The organism is Amycolatopsis sp. MEPSY49, assembly GCF_051337345.1.
In the GTDB taxonomy this organism is placed as follows: domain Bacteria; phylum Actinomycetota; class Actinomycetes; order Mycobacteriales; family Pseudonocardiaceae; genus Amycolatopsis.
On the sequence record NZ_JBDLYJ010000002.1, the window covers coordinates 835,726 to 854,282 of the forward strand.

17 protein-coding genes are annotated in these 18,557 nt (G+C 70.8%); 10 read left to right on the forward strand and 7 right to left on the reverse strand.

From position 1 onward, the window contains the following. Positions 1 to 2: 2 nt before the first annotated feature. The 4 genes from ABFJ78_RS13040 to ABFJ78_RS13055 form a co-directional block, all read right to left on the reverse strand. Positions 3 to 863, reverse strand: a complete 861-nt coding sequence (locus ABFJ78_RS13040) for a dioxygenase (RefSeq protein ID WP_436386213.1) — start codon at positions 861 to 863, stop codon at positions 3 to 5. A gap of 11 nt (positions 864 to 874) precedes the next feature. After that, positions 875 to 1,666: a citryl-CoA lyase gene (locus ABFJ78_RS13045; protein ID WP_436386215.1), complete on the reverse strand. Its 792-nt coding sequence runs from the start codon at positions 1,664 to 1,666 to the stop codon at positions 875 to 877. Continuing rightward, positions 1,659 to 2,819: a CaiB/BaiF CoA transferase family protein gene (locus ABFJ78_RS13050; protein WP_436386217.1), complete on the reverse strand. Its 1,161-nt coding sequence runs from the start codon at positions 2,817 to 2,819 to the stop codon at positions 1,659 to 1,661. Before ABFJ78_RS13050 ends, ABFJ78_RS13045 begins: the two co-directional genes overlap by 8 nt. Before the next feature lie 67 nt (positions 2,820 to 2,886). After that, positions 2,887 to 3,696 carry an IclR family transcriptional regulator domain-containing protein gene (locus tag ABFJ78_RS13055; protein ID WP_436386218.1) on the reverse strand — a complete coding sequence of 270 codons (810 nt, stop codon included), beginning with the start codon at positions 3,694 to 3,696 and terminating at the stop codon, positions 2,887 to 2,889. Positions 3,697 to 3,827: 131 nt separating this feature from the next. Here ABFJ78_RS13055 and ABFJ78_RS13060 point away from each other — a divergent pair, with 131 nt between their 5' ends. The 6 genes from ABFJ78_RS13060 to ABFJ78_RS13085 all read left to right on the forward strand — a co-directional run bounded on the left by ABFJ78_RS13060 (position 3,828) and on the right by ABFJ78_RS13085 (position 10,100). Further along, complete coding sequence (locus tag ABFJ78_RS13060; RefSeq protein WP_436386219.1) at positions 3,828 to 5,243, forward strand: amidohydrolase family protein; 1,416 nt, start codon at positions 3,828 to 3,830, stop codon at positions 5,241 to 5,243. 14 nt (positions 5,244 to 5,257) lie between these two features. Continuing rightward, the gene (locus ABFJ78_RS13065; RefSeq protein WP_436386220.1) at positions 5,258 to 5,749 is read left to right on the forward strand and encodes a hypothetical protein; all 492 of its coding nucleotides are present in this window, start codon (positions 5,258 to 5,260) and stop codon (positions 5,747 to 5,749) included. A 63-nt stretch (positions 5,750 to 5,812) separates the two neighbouring features. Then, positions 5,813 to 6,514: a hypothetical protein gene (locus ABFJ78_RS13070; RefSeq protein ID WP_436386222.1), complete on the forward strand. Its 702-nt coding sequence runs from the start codon at positions 5,813 to 5,815 to the stop codon at positions 6,512 to 6,514. A 112-nt stretch (positions 6,515 to 6,626) separates the two neighbouring features. Further along, positions 6,627 to 7,283 carry a DUF4255 domain-containing protein gene (locus tag ABFJ78_RS13075; RefSeq protein WP_436386224.1) on the forward strand — a complete coding sequence of 219 codons (657 nt, stop codon included), beginning with the start codon at positions 6,627 to 6,629 and terminating at the stop codon, positions 7,281 to 7,283. Beyond that, positions 7,280 to 9,256 carry an ATP-binding protein gene (locus ABFJ78_RS13080; protein WP_436386225.1) on the forward strand — a complete coding sequence of 659 codons (1,977 nt, stop codon included), beginning with the start codon at positions 7,280 to 7,282 and terminating at the stop codon, positions 9,254 to 9,256. Before ABFJ78_RS13075 ends, ABFJ78_RS13080 begins: the two co-directional genes overlap by 4 nt. A gap of 103 nt (positions 9,257 to 9,359) precedes the next feature. Then, positions 9,360 to 10,100, forward strand: a complete 741-nt coding sequence (locus ABFJ78_RS13085) for an eCIS core domain-containing protein (RefSeq protein ID WP_436386227.1) — start codon at positions 9,360 to 9,362, stop codon at positions 10,098 to 10,100. A gap of 139 nt (positions 10,101 to 10,239) precedes the next feature. On the opposite strand, the gene ABFJ78_RS13090 is transcribed toward ABFJ78_RS13085, so the two are convergent. Continuing rightward, on the reverse strand, positions 10,240 to 10,689 hold the full coding sequence (locus ABFJ78_RS13090) for a hypothetical protein (protein ID WP_436386228.1): 450 nt from the start codon (positions 10,687 to 10,689) through the stop codon (positions 10,240 to 10,242). Between the two features lie 8 nt (positions 10,690 to 10,697). Next, on the reverse strand, positions 10,698 to 14,102 hold the full coding sequence (locus ABFJ78_RS13095) for a phage tail protein (protein WP_436386229.1): 3,405 nt from the start codon (positions 14,100 to 14,102) through the stop codon (positions 10,698 to 10,700). A gap of 190 nt (positions 14,103 to 14,292) precedes the next feature. On the opposite strand from ABFJ78_RS13095, the gene ABFJ78_RS13100 reads away from it, so the two are divergent. The 4 genes from ABFJ78_RS13100 to ABFJ78_RS13115 are packed head-to-tail and all read left to right on the forward strand — an operon-like array spanning position 14,293 to position 16,911. Further along, positions 14,293 to 15,846 (forward strand): phage tail sheath family protein, encoded by a 1,554-nt coding sequence (locus ABFJ78_RS13100; protein WP_436386230.1) that lies wholly within the window; start codon positions 14,293 to 14,295, stop codon positions 15,844 to 15,846. Between the two features lie 15 nt (positions 15,847 to 15,861). Continuing rightward, positions 15,862 to 16,305 carry a phage tail protein gene (locus tag ABFJ78_RS13105; RefSeq protein WP_436386231.1) on the forward strand — a complete coding sequence of 148 codons (444 nt, stop codon included), beginning with the start codon at positions 15,862 to 15,864 and terminating at the stop codon, positions 16,303 to 16,305. Positions 16,306 to 16,309: 4 nt separating this feature from the next. Further along, positions 16,310 to 16,756 carry a hypothetical protein gene (locus tag ABFJ78_RS13110; protein ID WP_436386232.1) on the forward strand — a complete coding sequence of 149 codons (447 nt, stop codon included), beginning with the start codon at positions 16,310 to 16,312 and terminating at the stop codon, positions 16,754 to 16,756. Then, positions 16,753 to 16,911, forward strand: a complete 159-nt coding sequence (locus ABFJ78_RS13115) for a DUF6760 family protein (protein ID WP_086682608.1) — start codon at positions 16,753 to 16,755, stop codon at positions 16,909 to 16,911. Before ABFJ78_RS13110 ends, ABFJ78_RS13115 begins: the two co-directional genes overlap by 4 nt. A gap of 165 nt (positions 16,912 to 17,076) precedes the next feature. On the opposite strand, the gene ABFJ78_RS13120 is transcribed toward ABFJ78_RS13115, so the two are convergent. After that, entirely contained in the window at positions 17,077 to 17,652 is a 576-nt protein-coding gene (locus ABFJ78_RS13120; protein WP_436386233.1) for a hypothetical protein, read from the reverse strand. Between the last annotated feature and the right edge of the window lie 905 nt (positions 17,653 to 18,557).

The window sequence follows — 18,557 nt, forward strand, 5'->3', positions numbered from 1 at the left end:
CGTCAGACGGGCTGCAGGACGAAGTCGTACCGGGCTTCGAGCCACGGCTCGGCCGACTCGCCGCCGTCCGGGGTCGGGCCCGGGTCGCGGGGTTCGAACGCCACGACCAGCTCCTGCTTGGTGCCGAACACGACGTCGCTGTCGAGGTACTCGGCACCCTCCTGGAACAGGTGCGTGATCAGCGGCTCGTAGCCCGCGGCGTTGATCAGGAAGTGCACGTGGGCGGGCCGGAAGTGGCTGATGTCGGTGCCGCCGATGAGCGCCCCGACCGGGCCGTCCATCGGGATCGAATAGCCCTTCGGCGCGATCGTGCGCAGGCAGTAGGACCCGTCGGGACGGGTGGCGTACTTGGCGCGCAGCCGGGCCTCGTCGATATCCGGGATCTGCGACTCGTAGGCGCCTTCTTCGTCGGCCTGCCAGACGTCGAGGATCGCCCCGGCGACGGGCGAGCCGTCGAGGCCGCGGACGGTGCCGGTGATGTAGAGCGGCGTGCCAGGCATGCCGTCGGACATGTCGCCGCCGAACTCCTGCTCCGGCGAGCCGTCGATGTGGAACGGCCCGAGCACGGTCGCCGGGGTCGCCTTGGCGTCGAAGGCGTGGTTCATCTGCACCACCAGCATGCTCAGGCCGAGCACGTCGGAGGCGAGGATGAACTCCTCGCGCTTCTCGTCGCTGATCTGCCCGGTCTCGGTCAGCCACCGCATCGCGGCCATCCACTCGGGTTCGGTCAGCCGGACCTCGCGGGCGAAGGCGTGCAGGTGCCGGACGAGGGCGGCCATGACCTGCGCCGTGCGCGGGTCGTGCGCGCTCGACCACCGCTGCGCGGCGAGCTCGGTGATGTTGTCCTCGGTGACGAGCTGCATCGGCGTTCCTCTCAGCGTTGCGGGTCCGGCGGGACCGGCCGGTTGTTCAGGTCGACCGACAGGAAGATGTCGTTCGCGACCGGGCGGCGCAGCTCCTCGGCGAGCTGGCCGATCAGGCCGGCGGTGCGCGCCAGCAAAGCGAACCCGCGCAGCAGCTCCAGCGGCAGCCCGAGGTCGGCCAGTGCGGCGCCGCAGACACCGGCGCCGTTGAGCGGCAGCGTCTTGCCGAGCACCTGCGGGTGCACGCGGCCGATGGCGGCGAACAGCTCCAGGTGCGGGCCGCGCAGGCCTTCCTCGTCGGCGATCTCGAACAGCCGCCGGGTGCGCGGGTCGCCGTCCTTGTGGACGTGGTGCCCGAGCCCGGGGACGAACTTCTTGTCCGCGCGGGACTTTTCGACGGTCTTGAGGGCCAGGGCGTCCCAGCCTGCTTCGTCCACCGGGGTTTCGGCGGTGGCAAGCACGTCGTGCAGGAACCGGCCGCAGTCCTCGGTGACGCCGAGGAAGCGCGACCCGCCGCCCAGCAGGCCCGCGGCGAGCGCGCCCTGCACGGAGTCGGGGGCGGACAGGTACGTCAGCCGGGTGACGATCGCGGTCGGGGTGAAGCCGTGGTCGGCCAACGCCGCCAGCACCGCTTCGAAGACCCGGGTTTCCCCTTTGGACGGACGTCGTTGCGTCGCGAGCCAGAAGGCCAGCTCGCCGAAGCCGACGGTGCCCATGACGTCCTGCGCGAGGTCCTGGCCGAGCAGGGTGATCTTGTCCTTCGTGGACGATCCGAGCGCGGTCTCGTAAGCGGGGTCAGTCATCCGTGGTCTCCGTCAGCCAGGCGCGCAGCTCGGCGCCGTGTTCGTCGAGCTCCGGCGGCGGCAGCCGGTAGGCGGCCGGGGTCGCGGAGAACCGGATCGGATGGCGGGTCGTCGGCACGGCGCGCTCGCCGTCGCCGACCTCGACGATCGGGTCGAGCCCGAAGCGTTCGGCCATCGCGAACCCGCCGTCGATGGTGTTGATCGGTCCACACGGGACACCGACCTTCGTCAGTGCGTCGAACCACTCCACGGCGGTGCGTTCCTTGAGCCGCTCGACCAGGATCGGCCGCAGCTCTTCGCGGTTCTTCGTGCGGTCGGCGTTGCGGGCGAACCGCGGGTCCTCCGGCACGTCGGGCAGGCCGAGGACTTCGCACAGCCGGCGGAACTGGCCGTCGTTGGCCGCGGCGACGATCAGGTCGGCATCGGCCGTCGGCAGCGGCTCGTAGGGGAAGACACTCGGGTGGGCGTTGCCCATCCGGTAGGGCACCACGCCGCCGGCGGCGTAGGCCGAGCTGTGGTTGACCAGCCCGGTCAGCGCCGAGGACAGCAGGTTCACCTCGACGTGCTGGCCCTCGCCGGTCGCGTCGCGGTGGCGCAGCGCGGCGAGGATGCCGATCACCGCGTGGTTGCCCGCCATCACGTCGAACACCGAGATCCCGGCCCGGTACGGCGGCCCGTCCGGGTCGCCGGTCAAGCTCATCAGGCCCGAGATCGCCTGCACCATCAGGTCGTAGCCGGGCACGTGCCGGCCTTCGCCCGAGCCGAACCCGCTGATGGAGGCGTAGACGCTGCCGGGGTTGGTCGTCTTGACGGTGTCGTAGTCCAGGCCGTACTTGGCCAGGCCGCCGGGCTTGAAGTTCTCGATCACCACGTCCGCCCGCGCCGCCAGCTCGCGCGCGACAGCGGCGTCGGCCTCCTCACGCAGGTCGAGCGCGATCGACCGCTTCCCGCGGTTCACGCCGAGGTAGTAGGTCGAGACGTCCCCGCGCACCGGCGGCATCCACGTGCGCGTCTCGTCGCCCTGCGGGCCTTCGACCTTGACGACCTCGGCGCCCATGTCCGCCAGCAGCATCGTGGCGTAGGGGCCGGCGAGCACCCGGGAGAAGTCCGCGACCAGCAGCCCGGTCAGCGGGCCGGCAGCGCTGGTGTCCACCCGGTTCCTCGCTTCCTGTCCGTCCAACGGACGCGTGTCCGCAGTTTGCCTCCGCGCGCCTTCGCGGTCAAGACACCGCGGGCACGGTGACGTGCGGGACGTCGTCCAGCCGTGCGAAGTCGGCGCTGATCTCCCCGGCCGTCTGCAGCAGCAGTGGCAGGTGGTGCTCCAGCAGCCGCTCCACCGGCGTCTCGGCGGCGTGGCAGTTGACGTTGACCCCGGCGATCACCCGACCGGTGCCGTCGCGCAGCGGCGCGGCCACCGACCGGATGCCCAGTGCGAGCTGCTCGTCGGTGAGGGCCCAGCCGCGGGCGCGGACCTCGCGCAGCTCGGCGTCGCGCTCGGCCCGGTCGGGCTGCCAGCGCGGGACGAGCCCGGAGCGGGTCGGCTGGGCCAGCACCGCCTCCAGCTCCTCCGGCGGCAGCGCGGCGAGCTGGACCTTGCCCAGCGACGTCGGCAGGGCGGGGAAGCGGGTACCGATCTGGACGCTCAGGCCGACGATCTTCGGCACCGCGACGCGGGCGACGTAGACGATGTCGGAGCCGTCGAGCTGGGCGATCGAGCACGACTCGTTCGTGCGCTCGACCAGGCGTTCCAGGTGCGGGCGGGCGACGTCCCACAGGCCCATCGACCGCACGTAGGCGACGCCGAGGTCGAGCACGCGCGGGGTCAGCGCGTAGCCGCGCCCGCCGGCGCGGACGTACCCGAGCTCCTCCAGGGTGAGCAGGATCCGGCGCGCGGTCGGGCGGGCCAGGCCGGCGGCGGCGGCCACCTCGGCCAGCGTCATCTCCGGCCGGTGCGGCCCGAACGCCGTGATCACCTCGAGCCCGCGCGCCAGCGCTTCGATGAAGTCGGGACCCGTTCCCTCGCGTGGCATGCACGACCTCCCTCTCCCAGTCCTGCCCGCAGCGTAGCGGCGGGGATTGACACCGGCCCGGCACTGGGCAAAGGTGACGTCACCCCTTCAGTGTCCGTAGAGCGGACGAGTGTACGCAACCGGAGGCAGCCATGTCCGGATCGATCGTCCTGCGGGCCGGCACGGTGCTGACCCTCGACGACGCCCGCCGCGTCCTGCCCGGCGCGGACGTCCTGGTCACCGGCGACGAGATCGCGGCGATCGGCCCCGCCCTGGAAGTCCCGGCGGGCACGACGGAGATCGACGCGACCGGCGGGATCGTCATGCCGGGGATGATCGACACCCACCGGCACCTGTGGCAGACGGCCATGCGCGGCTACGGCGCCGACTGGACGCTGACCCAGTACTTCGTCTGGTACTACCTCGAATGGGGCAAGGTGTTCCGCCCGGAGGACATCTACGCCGGCAACCTGCTCGGCGCGTGGGAGGCGCTCGAAGCGGGCGTCACGACGACCGTCGACTGGTCGCACGGCCTGCAGACGACCCAGCACGCCGACGCGGCGGCCGACGCGCTCGAAGCTGTCCCCGGCCGGTTCGTGCTGGCCTACGGCAACATCCAGGACGCCCCGGCGAACTGGACGGCCACGCCCGAGTTCCGCGACTTCGTCTCCCGCCGCACCGGCGGTGACCTGGGCTTCCAGCTCGCCTTCGACGTCACCGGCGACCCGGCGTTCCCGGAGAAGCCGGCGTTCGAGGTCGCGCGCGAGCTGGGCGTGCCGGTGACCACGCACGCCGGGGTCTGGGGCGCGACCGGCGACGACGGCATCCGCCTGATGCACGAACACGGGTTCATGACCCCGGAGACGATCTACGTCCACAGCGCGTCGCTGTCGGCCGACTCCTACCACCGGATCGCGGCGACCGGCGGGTCGGCGTCGGTGTCGACCGAAAGCGAGCAGAGCGCGGGCCAGGGCTACCCGTCCACGTGGGCGCTGCGGCAGTACGGGATCCCGGTGTCGCTGTCGATGGACACGTCGGTGTGGTGGAGCGGCGACCTGTTCACGGCGATGCGCACGACGCTGGGCGCGGACCGCTCCCGAGAGCACCTCGAGGCGCACGCGAAGGGCGAAACGGTGACGCACGCGGCGTTGCGCGCCGAGCAGGTGGTCGAGTGGGCCACCCGCGGCGGCGCGGCCGCGCTGGGGCGCACGGACATCGGCTCCCTCGAGGTGGGCAAGAAGGCCGACGTGGTGCTGCTGAAGAACGACCACTCACCGGTGTCGTTCCCGCTGCTGAACCCGTACGGCCACGTGGCGTTCCAGGCCCAGCGCGGCGACGTCCACACGGTGCTGGTCAACGGCCGCGTCGTCAAACGCGACGGCCGGCTGGTCGACGTGGACCTCCCCGCGGTCCGCCGCCGGGTGGAGGGGACGGTCGAGTACCTGCGCGGGCAGCTGGGCGAGGAGGCGTGGCAGCAGGGGATGAACCCGGACGTGCCGGAGACGAAGATCCTCGACAACCCGTACACGTACACGGACTACCAGAGCGACGCCACCCACGGCGGCTGAACTACCGTGGCCCCGTGGTCCAGGTCTTCATCCAGCCCGCCTACGGCACCGCCGACTCACGCCGCTACGGGGCGGAGTCGCTCGAAAACACCGTCGACTTCCGCGCCCACGCCGACCTGCTCGACCCCGCGGACCTCGCCCGCCTGACCGCGCTGCACCCGGGCGGCCGGGCCCGGTTCTGGGGTGCCAAGGACAAGTACGACCGCCGGATGGACACCGTGACCACCGGCGACGTCGTGCTGTTCACCGGCCGCAAGCACGTCCAGGCCACCGCCGAAGTCGGGCACGGCTTCCGCAACCCCGACTTCGCTCGCCGGCTGTGGAACCCGGATCCGGGGAAGTGCTTGTTCAGCAACGTCTACAGCCTCCGGCACTACCGGCGGGTCGGAATGCCGTACGAAGAGATCTGGGCGCTGCCCGGGTTCACCCCCGGGGACAACTTCATGGGCCTGCGGTTCCTGGACGAACCCAAGTCGGCCGCGGTGCTGGACCTGCTCCGAACGTGACAAACGCCGGTCAGTTCCCGGCCACCGGCGCCGAACCTCGGAGATCGCCTCGAAGATGACTCCATGGGGCGGTGGATCACCAAGGACGGCAAGAAGATCTACATCCGCGACAAGGGGACGGGCGTCGTGGTCGCCGCGGCGGTCGGGCTGGCGGTCGCCGGCGGCGGGGCCGGCGCGTTCGGTGGCGCGGCGGGCGGAAGCGGGACGGCGGCGGAAGCGTTGCCGGGCAACGTCGCCGGCGACGTCGTCGACTCCCTGCCCGGGCGGTCGCTGAAGACGCGCCGGGCGGAGGCGCGCGAGTCGGCCAAGCGCGGCAAGGCCTCCGAAGCCTGGAGCCGGCTGAAGCTCAAGGAACTCAAGCGCGTGGCCAAGCACGAGGGTGACTGCCTCGCGGCCGCGACCGACCGGGTCCGCGACTTCCTGGTCAAGACGCCGTGCACGTCGCTGGACCGGATGCTGCTCGCGGTGGGCGACGGCCACGGCAACGCCGCGGTCATCTCCGTGGTGCGGGTCGGCTTCCGGTCGGCGAAGCAGGCCGCCGCGTTCGAGAAGGTCGAAGCCGTCCAGGGCAGCGGCGACGTTCGGCCCCTGGAGATCGCGGCCGCCCTCGGCGTTGCCGGCGTGCGGATGACCGGGCTGCACTACCGGTCCCGGCCCGACGGCCGCGCCATGGCCGTCGCCGAGGCCGACACCGCGACCGGGCACGTCGGCGGCGACACCCTCGACGCGCTCGCCGACGTCGCCGCCCACCTGCCCATCCGCTGAGCTCTGCCCGTACGGGCAGCCCGGCGTACCCGAAGGTCTGCCGCTGCGCGGGTGTCCGGCCCGCCGCGCGGCGCTCATCGTGGAAGAACCGCCAGCCCGAGGAGGTCCGCCGGTGATCCACGAGGTCGACGAGGCGCTGCGGCGGCTGGTGAAGGACGAGGCGCTGCGCGGCAGCGAGGTCGACATCGCCTTCGAGGCACCCACGAAGGACTGGGCGGCCCGGCGCAACGCGCCCACCGTCAACATCTACCTCTACGACGTGCGCGAGGACATGCGCCGCCGCTCGCGCGGGCTGCTCAGCGAGTACGACCAGCGCGGCCAGATCGCCGCGCGGCACCTGCCGCCCAAGCACGTCAAGCTGTCCTACCTGGTCACCGCGTGGACCCAGCGCCCGGAGGACGAGCACCGCGTGCTGTCGGACCTGTTGCTCGGCCTGCTGCGCCACGAGGCCGTGCCGGCCGAGGTGCTGTCGGGCTCGCTGGCCGAGATGGGGCTGCCGGTGCCGATGACCGTCGCGCTGCCGCCGCCGGAGGACCGCGCCTTCGCCGATGTCTGGACCGCGCTCGGGGGCGAGCTGAAGCCGTCGCTGGACGTCGTCGTCTCCGCGCCGATCCACAGTGGACGCGTCTACCCCGCCGGGCCGCCGGCGAAGGAAGGCCTCAAGCTCGACACCGGCGGCGACCGCGTCGGGCACCACGTGTCCGACGCCGGCGCGGTCGAGGGGCAGCGCCGCGTCGCCATGGCGCGGGACCACCGGAAGTCCCGGTGAGCCAGGGATACCTGTTCGAGCGGGTGGCCCGGCTCGAACAGCGCATCCGCGACGCGGTCGACAGCCGGCGCGCGGCCGACCCGAACCCCGACGACCCCTTCCGCGGCCTGTACCTTTCGCACGAGGCGATCGACGCGCTGCTGGAAAGCCACCGCGAGCCGTTCACGCCGTTCGCCGACTCCGTGCCCGAAGGCAGGCTGCGCCCGCTCGCCGACCGGGCGGGACTCACCGGCGTCGACGTCGAGCTGCTGCTGGTCGCGCTGGCCCCCGATCTGGACAGCCGGTTCGAGCAGTTCTACGGCTACCTCAACGACGACGTCACCCGGCGCCGCGCGACCGCCGGGCTGGCGCTGCGCCTGTGCGGAATCGCCGAGGCCTCGGCCGCGGGCCGCGCCCGGCTCGACGCGGACTCCCCGCTGCTCACCTGCGGCCTGCTCGTAGTGGGCGACGACGACCGGCCGTTCCTCTCGCGCACGCTGCGCGTCCCGGACCGGGTGGTGAACCACCTGCTCGGCGACGACCGGCTCGCGCCCGAGCTCGCCGGCTGCGCGCACCTGGGCACCGAGCTCGTCGAAGTGCCGGGCTCCGACCGGCTCGCCCGCGCGATCCGCGACCGGGTCGAGCTGGTCTACCTGAAGGAGCACCCCGGAGGCGGCGCCGAAGAGCTCGGCGTCGGCGCGCTGACCGCGGCCGGGTTCCCGGCGCTGGTGGTGGACGCCGCGCGCTGGCAGGCCGAGCTCGAGCTGACCTCGTCGCTGCGGCGGGAAGCGTTGCTGCGCGGCGCCGGGATCGTGCTCGGCCCGGTGGCGGACCCGCGGCTGGAGGACTTGGCCCACCCGGCGGTCCCGCTGGTCGTGCACGGCACCGCGGCGTGGGACCCGCGGTGGAGCGCGACCGCGCCGTTGCAGCTCGACGCGTCACCCCTGCCCGCCACCCGGCGCGCGGAACTGTGGCGCAGCCGCCTGGCGGGCAGGCTCGCCCCCGACGTCGACCCGGGGGAGGCCACCGCGCACTTCGTGCTGGGGCCGGGGCAGATCGCGCGCGCGGCGAAGGCGGCGTCGGTGACCGCGCTGGCCGACGGCGGCCTGGTCCGGACGGCCCACCTGCGCGCGGGCGCGCGCAGCCAGAACGCCGCCGGCCTGCAGCGGCTCGCGCGGCGGATCGAACCGGCGGTCGGCTGGTCCGACCTGGTGCTGCCGGCCGGGGTGCTGTCGCTGCTGGACGAGCTGGCCGCGCGGGCGCGCTACCGCGACCAGGTGCTCGACGAGTGGCGGATGCGCCCGGGCGGCGGCCGCGGCCGGGGCGTGACGGGGCTGTTCGCGGGTGACTCGGGCACCGGCAAGACGATGTCCGCGGAAGTCGTCGCCGCGTCGCTCGGGCTGGATCTGTACACGGTGAACCTGGCGACGGTGGTGGACAAGTACGTCGGGGAGACGGAGAAGAACCTGGAGCGGATCTTCACCGAGGCGTCCGGGGTCAACGCGGTGCTGCTGTTCGACGAGGCGGACGCGATCTTCGGCAAGCGGTCGGAGGTCCGCGACGCCCACGACCGGTACGCCAACATCGAAAGCGCGTACCTGCTGCAGCGGATGGAGACGTTCGACGGCATCGCGGTGCTGGCGACGAACCTGCGGGCCAACCTCGACGAGGCGTTCACCCGGCGGCTCGACGTGATCGTGGACTTCCCGCTGCCGGACGTGGAGCTGCGGCACCGGCTGTGGGACCGCTGCCTGGGCACCCGGCTCCCGCGCGCGTCGGACCTGGACCTGGGGTTCCTGGCGGGGGCGTTCGAGCTGGCGGGCGGCCATATCCGTTCGGCGGCGGTGACGGGCGCGTACCTGGCGGCCGAAGCGGGCCGTCCGGTGGCGATGAGCGACCTGGTCGGCGCGGTGGCGCGGGAGTACCGCAAACTGGGCAGGCTGTGCCTGGACCGGGAGTTCGGGCCGTACCTGGCGCTGGTGACCGACGGCTGAGCTGCCCGTTCGGGCAGGTTTCCCTGCCCATGCGGCCGCGCCCGCCAATCTGGTGCGGCGGTCGTCGTCGCGGCAAGCTGAACGGGCGGCGGAGGGAGCGACCATGCGCGGGCACAGTCACGAAAACGACGTCGAACCGACTCTGCGTCCCCAAGGCGACCGGGTGTCCCGGGAGCCCGACATCCTCGGCCGCGCGGCGGCGGCGGGCCGGACGGACGTCCTGGGCCCGGCGGGGATGCTGGACTTGCAGCGCGCGGTGGGCAACGCCGGAACTGCGTCGCTGGTGGAGGAGGAGCGCTCGCCGGTCCACCACGTCGTGTCATCCGGTGGTGGTTCGCCTTTGGACACCTCGACGCGCGCGGACCTGGAGTCCCGTTTTGGTGCGGACTTCTCCGACGTCCGGGTCCATACCGACGGGGCGGCGCACGAGTCGGCCAAGTCGGTCAATGCGCAGGCTTACACGGTGGGGTCGAACATCGTCTTCCAGCGGGACAAGTACGACCCGTCTTCCGCGGGCGGCCAGCACATGCTGGCGCATGAGCTGATTCATGTGGTTCAGCAACGGAGTGGGCCCGTGGACGGGACGGATGCCGGGGGCGGGGTCAAGGTTTCGGATCCTTCGGACCGGTTCGAGCGCGAGGCGGTGGCGAACGCCGATCGGTTGATGTCCGCGCCCGTCGGGCCTGCGGTGCAGCGGTGCGAGGACGGCGGGCACGGCGCTTCGGACGAGGCGGCGGCTGTGCAGCGCGAGGAAGCTCCCGAGGCCGAAGAAGGCGAAGAGGAGAAGATGGCGCAGACATTCGTGCAGCGGGAAGAGGAAGCCTCGGAGGAGGAGACCTCCTGATTCACCGGTTAGCAACGACCCAGTATGGCCCATGAAATCTGCGGAAACGAATTCCACAACTCCTGCGTCTCGTCGTCGACTGATGTGGTCGCTTTCGATATTGAATATAGGCCTTCTTGTAAGCGCACCCCGAGAAGTATCAGTCGAGGCAAAGTGCTGTCATGCCTATTGCGACGATCTTTTCGACGGTCGGGTTGGTTTGCATAAGTACCTCATGAACGCCCGCGGCCGGGTCAAAGTATCGTGCCGTCTTTATCTCATCAGGCATACTGAGAACGAATTTTCCGTGAAATGGAGATCCTGAATCTTCGTCGAGAACCCAATGTGCACCCTTGGTGACCACGAGGATTTGCGCGGAAACAGCGATGAGCTGCGCGTTGAGGTTCCAGAACTGGTCTTCGGACATGGCGTCGATGGAAACCGATGCCAGGAGGCCGTCGAGATACGGGACGAGGACTTGAGGTTGCTCGGGAGTGGCCGCCGGGTCCGGGAGTCCGACTGACGACGCCACGTTCGTCAGCAGGTTTCGGGCACCCTCGGCCCACTCTGACAGGGTGACACCTTCGTCGTCGCGCGGCTCGTCGTTCATGGATCGCGTCACTTCTTCTTCGCCTTGGTCTTCGCTTTCGCCTCAGGGTAATTGTGCCAGTTCAACACGATGCCTGCTCGGTGGAGTTCGGCGGCGAGCTTCTCGCTGGGTGGCGCTCCGTAAAAGACCCAGATGATCTGGACGCCGGGGGTGGCTTCGCGGATGTGCACGTCCTTGTTTATCTCCTCTTGGAGTCGATCGTCGAGCTCGACATACACCGGCCGGCGAGTGCCGTTGATCGTGGTCCACGTGCCGTATGTCTTGATCTCTATGAGAAGGCGCTTGTTGCCACCTCCTTGCGCTTCGACATCAGGGTATCTGATCGTATCCTTCGGGATCGGAAAAGGTCCTCCAGGTGATGCCGGCACGGGGATCCCACTGGAAGGCTTGTGTCCGCCCCATTCTGCGGCTCCGCGGCGTTCGCCCGCACGCCACCGCTGTTCCGGCGGGAGGTTGAGCATCGCCGCATAGTCCATTTCGATCGGTGCGCGTGGTGCCGGCAACTGTCGCTCCGGCCCGATGAGCGCAGGACCCGGCTGCAGCTGACGCTCTGGGCCTATCGTCGTCGACTGTCCAGCCGAGAGCTGGCGCTCTGGACCAATTCTGCTGGGCGGCCCGGGCGTCAGCTGGCGACTAGGGCCGCTGTACTCGACTTCCAGGCTGTCGTTTTCGTCCCCGAGTTCCTTGGGGTCTCCCGTTTCTTCGGGGTTGACCTTCGCGTGGACGCGGTACTTGGTCTCCCCGTCTGGCACAAGTTCAAGCACGTTGACCTTGTGGGTGGTTTTGATCGTCGGTAGTTGGCGTCGGACTGTCTCCGCCGTTGCCCCGGGCGCGGTGAACAACCTCTCCGCCGCTGTCCTGGCTGCGGTGACAGCGGCCTTCTTCTCATCGTTCGTTCGCCCGTCCGGTTCGTCTTTGTCCTTCTTGCCCTTGAGCTTCGACCAGACCTTCTTCCCCGCCTTGACGACCGTCCCCACGACGGAGTCGATCACCTTGCCCACCGGGGCCTGGACCTTCTCCAAAACCGACTTGATCTTCTCCGAAATCCCGCCCAACCCGAGCAAACTCGCCAGGAACCCCAAGACCATCGGCAACGCCTTGGCCAACGTCCGCTCGATCAACCCGGCCACCGCGCCCGCGCCGCCCCGGGCGATCGACTCCACCGAGTCCAGAACCGAGTCCACGAACTCCTTGATCTGCGAAGCCTTCTCCACGAAGAACATCACGATGTCGTAGATCGCCTTGCAGGCCTTGATGAACGCCGCCGCCGGGTTGAGCAGGGAAATGATCCACGTGATCCCCGCCTTGACGATCTTCTCGATCACGAATTCCTTGATCTGGCCGAGCACCAGCTCCTTGAGATCGCCGAGCTTGGAAACGACCCACCGCCACAGCCCCGGCACGCCTTCGGTGATCAGGATCTTGACCACCTCGAGGGTCTGCTCCAGCTTGGCCAGCACCGGCTCCGGGATGAACCGCAGGATCCGCGCGCGGACGCTCGCCCACGTCAGGCCCAGGATCGACAGGACCATCTTCAAGATGCCCTTCGCGTCCAGCGCTTCCGGGATCTCGATGCCCGCGCTCGCCAGGTTGCCCAGCAGCCACCCCTTCAGGCCGTCCTTCAAGTGCTGGACGATGTTGGCCCCGAAGTTCAGCACCCCGGTCTTGACCGCGTTGACCAGGTTGCCGAGGAACTCGATCGGCTTCCGGATGATCAGCTCGACCGCGTTCGCGGCCCGGGACAGCACTCCGAGCAGCATGTTCTTCAGCGAAAGGATCGTCTCGATCGCGCCGCCGACCGCCTCCTTCGCCTTGCTCCACAGTCCCTTGTTCTCCGCCTGCAGCGCCTTGATCTCCTCGTCGACCGCGGTGCGGGCCTCGGTGTACTTCTGCGCCAGGTCCTCGACCAGGGACTGCTGCTTCTCGTCGACCGACTTCTCCAGGTCGTCGAACTGCCCGCCGAACTCCTTCGCCGCCTCGCCCGCGATCTTGCGCAGCGCCGCCGGCTGCGAGTCCACCTTCTGCTTGACGCGAGCGCGGCCGTCGGCGATCAGCTGCTTCGCCTCGCCCAGCTTCTGGCCGACGAAGTCCGCGATCTCGCCGATGACCCCTTGCATCTTGACCTCGTAGACCTTCTTGGCCTCGAGGAAGAGGTTGTTCGCTTCGGCGGGCAGGTCGGCGAACAGGTCGTACGCCCAGCGCGCCGCGCCGCTGATGCCGTCGTAGCGCTCGGCCTTGTAGCGCTTCATGCGGGCCTGGTGGTCGGCGGTGAACGCGGCCTTGGCCTGCGCCTCGCCCGCCTCGAACTTCTTGGCCACCTGGTCGTCGAGCGCGCCCAGCACGCCCTCGACCTTCGTCTTCGTCTCGTCGAAGATCCCCTTGATCTCGGCGGTGATCCGCGCCCGGTCCTGCTCGTCCTTCGTCTTCGTGGCCGACTTGGCCGCCTGCCCGCGCTGGGCCGACGACGAACGCGCCCCCGTCATGCCCGCCATCGCGGCCTGACCGGACGCCTGCGCCGCGCCGGTGACCGCCGCCAGCTGCCCGGCCTCCGATGAGCGGACCGCCGCGGGCGCCGACGCCGTGTGCTGCTCACCCTCCTGCTTCGCCGCCAGGGCACCGGTGAACTCCGGCTCGTTGGACTGGGCCAGCTGCTCGTCGGTGACGCCCGCCGCGGCCATCGCCCCGTGCGTCTCGCACTGGCCGGCGCGCAGGTCGGTCTGCTCGGGAGGCGCCTTGTCCGGGGTGGCCTTGCGCGGGTCCGGCGGCGCCAGCGCGGGCGAGGCCGGGGCCGGCGGCAGCGGGGTGACCGGCTTTTCGACCGCGAGGCCGGGGTCGGGTGCCTCCTTCGTCCGGTCGGTGACGTCCTTGGCCGAGGCGTCCTTGCCGCTGGTGACCTTGCCCAGCACCTCGGTCTTCACTTGGTCGGCCTTGCCGGAGGAGGCGAACTTGTCGGCCTCGTCGAGGTTCTTCGGCGCCTGTTTGGCGATGGCGGCGTTCACCGCGGCGATGAACGCCGCCTTGTCGAACCCCGCCGGTTTCGCCGCCGCCATCTTGTCCGCCTGGGCGGCCTTGGCCTGCGCGTCCTTGTCGTCGGCGGGCGCGACGGCGGCGTCCTGCGCCTGCTTGACCTCCGCACCGGCGGGCGGGTGCGCTTTCGCCGCCTTCGCCTGGGCGCCGACGTCCTTCGTCAGCGACCGGAACTTCGGGTCGGCCGCTGGCGTGACACCGGCGGGCGCGACCGGGGGAGCGGGACAGCCTTGCCGCTGCAACGCGACCAGCCCCGACACCGCGGCATTGCCCGCGGAAGCCTGCAGCCGCAGCAACGCGGGCGGCGTCGCCCGGCGCGCGGGTCCGGCCGCCCGCGCGGGCTGCGCGGACGGTTCCCGTGGCGCCTTGTCCCGCCGCGTTGGCATGGATCCACTCTCGGCCCGCGGCGGCGCGTTGCCAACGGCCGGACGGGCGGCCCGGGCTGCCCGAACGGGCAGCTGCCTTTAAGGGCAGAGATCGGTTCCCGCGGGCCTATCCGAGCGGTCGTACCGCGGCGGGCGCGCGGGCAGCACGATCGCTGAGGTCAAGACTTGTGCGTCGACAAGGGAGGCCCGCATGCCCACCTATCTCACGCCGGGGGTGTACGTCGAGGAGATCGAGGCGGGCGCACGGCCGATCGAGGGCGTGGGCACCGCCGTCGCCGCCTTCGTCGGCTTCGCGGCGGACGGTCCCTTCAACACCCCGACGCTGGTCTCCAACTGGGGCCAGTTCACCCAGACCTTCGGCGACTTCGTCGAAGGCTGCTACCTGGCCCAGTCCGTCTACGGCTACTTCCTCAACGGCGGCACGAACTGCTACATCGTCCGCGTCGGCGGCTCGCGCGCGCAGGACAACGGCTCCGCGCCGAAGCAGCTCACCGCGCGCCAGGCCGTGCTCGGCGGCTACCGCTTCGTCGCCAAGGAGCTGCCCGAGGGCAAGCAAGCCGGCGAGATCACCGTCGAGGTGGCCGACCCGGCCGGCGACAACCCGGCCGAGGACCGGTTCACCGTGCTCGTCAAGCAGGACGGCAAGGTCGTCGAAACCCACAACGTGACGACCAAGCGCACCAAGGAGAACGTCGTCACGGCGGTGCGGGAGAAGTCCAGCTTCATCACCGTGGAAGAGGCGGCGACCGGCGGCGCCGTGGCCAAGCCCGAGAAGGGCACCGCGACGCTCACCGCGCCGCCCAAGGAACCGCAGGAGCCGCCGGTGCCGCGCCGGGTCGCGGCCGGCGACTACGTCGGCGACGTCGCCGACCGCACCGGCTTCGGCGGCCTCGAAGCGATCGACGAGATCACCATGGTCGCGGCGCCGGACCTGATGGCCGCCTACCAGCGCGAGCTGCTGGACCTCGACACCGTCAAGGCCGTGCAGCTGGCGATGATCGCCCACTGCGAGCTGATGGGCGACCGGATGGCGATCATCGACCCGCCGCCGTCGCTCAACCCGCAGGAGATCCGCGGCTGGCGGATGGACACGGCCGGTTACGACTCGAAGTACGCCGCGCTGTACTACCCCTGGGTCCAGGTGCTCGACCCCGCCACCGGAACCAATACGTACATCCCGCCGAGCGGTCACATGGCCGGCGTGTGGGCCCGCACCGACGCCACCCGCGGTGTCCACAAGGCACCGGCCAACGAGGTCGTCCGCGGCGCGCTCGCCCTCGAGTCGCACCTGACCAAGGCCGAGCAGGAGCTGCTCAACCCGATCGGCGTCAACTGCGTGCGCTCGTTCTCGGGCAAGGGCATCCGGGTCTGGGGCGCGCGGACGCTGTCGAGCGACCCGGCGTGGCGCTACCTCAACGTCCGGCGGCTGTTCAACTACCTCGAGGAGTCCATCCTCGGCGGCACCCAGTGGGTCGTGTTCGAGCCGAACGACGACGCGCTGTGGGCGCGGATCCGGCGCACGATCAGCGCGTTCCTGGTCATGGAATGGCGCAAGGGCGCGCTGTTCGGGCTCACCCCCGACGAGGCCTTCTTCGTCAAGTGCGACCGCGAGACCAACCCGGCCGAGGGGATCGACCTCGGCCAGGTGATCTGCGAGGTCGGCATCGCCCCGGTGAAACCGGCGGAGTTCGTGATCTTCCGGCTGGCCCAGATGTCCGGCGGCACCAGCCTGGTCAACGAGTAGCGAGAGGACTCCACCATGCCACTTCCCGACCTTGACAAGGCCGTCGGCCATTCGTTCGGGCTCGAGATCGACGGCGTCCAGATCAAGCAGATCTCCGAGGTCTCCGGCCTCAAGATGGAGCAGGACGTCATCGAGCTCAAGCAGAACACCGTCGACGGCAAGTACGTCATCAAGAAGCTGCCCGGCCGCCCCAAGGCCGGCGAGGTCACGCTCACCCGCGGCCTGACCGACGACAACAGCTTCGAGAAGTGGGTCAAGGACGCCCACTTCGGCAAGATGGCGACGGCGCGCAAGGGCGGCGCCATCATCGTCTACGACTACGAGGGCAAGGCGCTCAAGCGCTACAAGCTCACCAACGCCTGGCCGAAGAGCCTGGAGATCGGCTCGCTGAAGGCCGGCGACACGAGCGTGCTCACCGAGAAGCTCGTCGTCACCTACGAGCAGATGGAAGTCGAGTGAGCCCATGCGCAGGGTGATGGCGTCGGCGCCGGCCTCGGCCGAGGAAGCCCCGGTGGGGGAGCCTCGGACCGAACGGCCGAAGCTGCGGACGGAGTTCGCGTTCGAGCTCCCGCGCGGGTACGTCGACGACGAGGGCAAGGTCCACCACTCCGGTGTGATGCGGCTGGCCACCGCGCGGGACGAGCTGGTCCCGCTGCGCGACGACCGGGTGCGCGAGAACTCGGCGTTCCTGACGGTGGTGCTGCTGGCCCGGGTCGTCACCCGGATCGGCGACATCACCGACGTGCACGCCGGGGTCATCGAGAACCTGTTCGCCTCGGACCTGGCGTTCCTGCAGGACATGTACCGCCGGATCAACAGCGAGGGCCACACCAGGGCGGGCGTCGCGTGTCCCGAGTGCGGCCACAGCTTCGTCGTCGACGTCGCCGGTGGCCGCCTGGGGGAATCGTGACGTACGCGGCCGGCCGGCTGCACGAGGAAGTCGCGTACGTCGCCTACCACCTGCACTGGTCGCTCGACGACATCCTCGACCTCGAACACCCCGACCGGTTGACCTACGTCGCCGAGATCGCCCGGATCAACACCCGGATGAGCCAGGGACGGTGACGCTGGAATGTGGTGGAACAGGAAGGAGACGAGTCCTGCTTCGGCGCCGGTGACCCGCGCGGAATGGCGTGCGGTGCCGCCGATCCAGCGCGTCCTCGCCGAGCACCCGCTGGTCAACCCGGTCCAGCGGTTCAGCGGGTCGTTGACGTCCTGGCAGAGCCCGGCCTACCTCGAGCCGCTCGGACACCGGGTCGGCGCCGACGAGCCCGCCGGCGTCATCGCCGACCTCGCCCGGCCGCGGACGCTCGAGACACCGACGCCCGCGATGCCGGTGGTGCGGCAGGCAACCCGCAAGCGGACCGGGCTGTCCCGGCTGTGGGGCGCGTCGGTGCAGCGCGAAGTTTCCCCGGAGACGGCTTCGCCCGCCCCCGAATCCCCGCCGCGGGAGCCGGTGCAGTCGCTGGTGTTGCCGGCGGTCGCGGCGCGCGAGGCCGTGCGGCCGCTGACGTCGGCCCAGACGGTCGTCCCGCCGGTGCGGACGGTCCAGGCGATCGCGGAACAGTCCCCTGTGGACGCTCCGGAGGTCGCCGTGCCCGAACCGGTGGCGCCGGCGTTGCCGGTCGTCGTTGCGCGGGTCGAGCAGGCGACACCGCGGCGGCTCGGCCTCGGTGCGCCGATCGTGTCGAGCGGCACCGAGCTGCCGGTGGCGCGGGCGGAAGATGCTGCGGTGCACCGGGCCGACGACTCGCCGCCGGAGGTGACGATCTCGCGGGCGCCGGACTTGCCGCCGCCGGTCAACACCTTCCGTCCGCTTGAGACCCCGGAGATCCGATCCGGGACCGCGGAGCCGCCCGGGCCGCCGGGCGGCTCGACGAGTGTTTCCCCGCCACCGGAATCGCCTCTGCCGGTGGCGCGAGCCGTTGAGCCGCCGGTTCTGCCGGGGCTCCCGGGGACCCGGGCGACCGACACGGCGGCGCTCCCGGTCAGCCGAGCAATGCCGGAGACGCCCCTCGCGGTGACGCGCGCGAGCGAACCTCCGGCCCCTTCGGTGATGCGAGCGGTGCAGGAGGTGCCGATCCCAGCAACCCCGACGGTGCAAACGGCACCGGAGACACCCCTCCCGGCCGCGAGTGCGGCTCTTCCGGTAGCTCGGCAGGTGGTGGATTCAGCCCTCCCGCCCCAGGTGGCCGAGACCGCTGTTGTGCCGACAGTGCGTCCGTTGCCCGACGCGCCTCTGCCGGCGAAGGCGATCGAGATCCCGGCACTTCCGGTGGTGGATGCGGCCCGTCCGGTCAAGGCAAGTGAGACAGCGCTCCTCCCGGTGGCACGGGTGATGCCCGAGTCCCCGCTCGCGCCGACGACCGCGGTTCCGCCGGCGAAGTCGGCAATGCAGCAACCGCCGCCACCGGTTGCGCGAATCACCGAAACCCCCGCGCTCCCGGTCAGCCGAGCAGTGCAGGAGCCGTCGGTTCCAGTCACCCGGACGAGCGAAAGCCCGGCCAGCCAGCCGGCGCCGGAACTCTCGCTGCCGGTGGCCCGGGCGATCGAGACGGTGAAACCACTGGCCCACGAGCCGCCGCTCCCGGTCGTCCACGGGAGCGAACCCGCGGCGCTCGCGGTACAGAACTCCCCGCTCGCGGCCGGCCCGACGAGCGGAACTGCGGCCCTCCCGGTTGGCCGAGCGGTCCAAGATTCCCCGCTTCCGG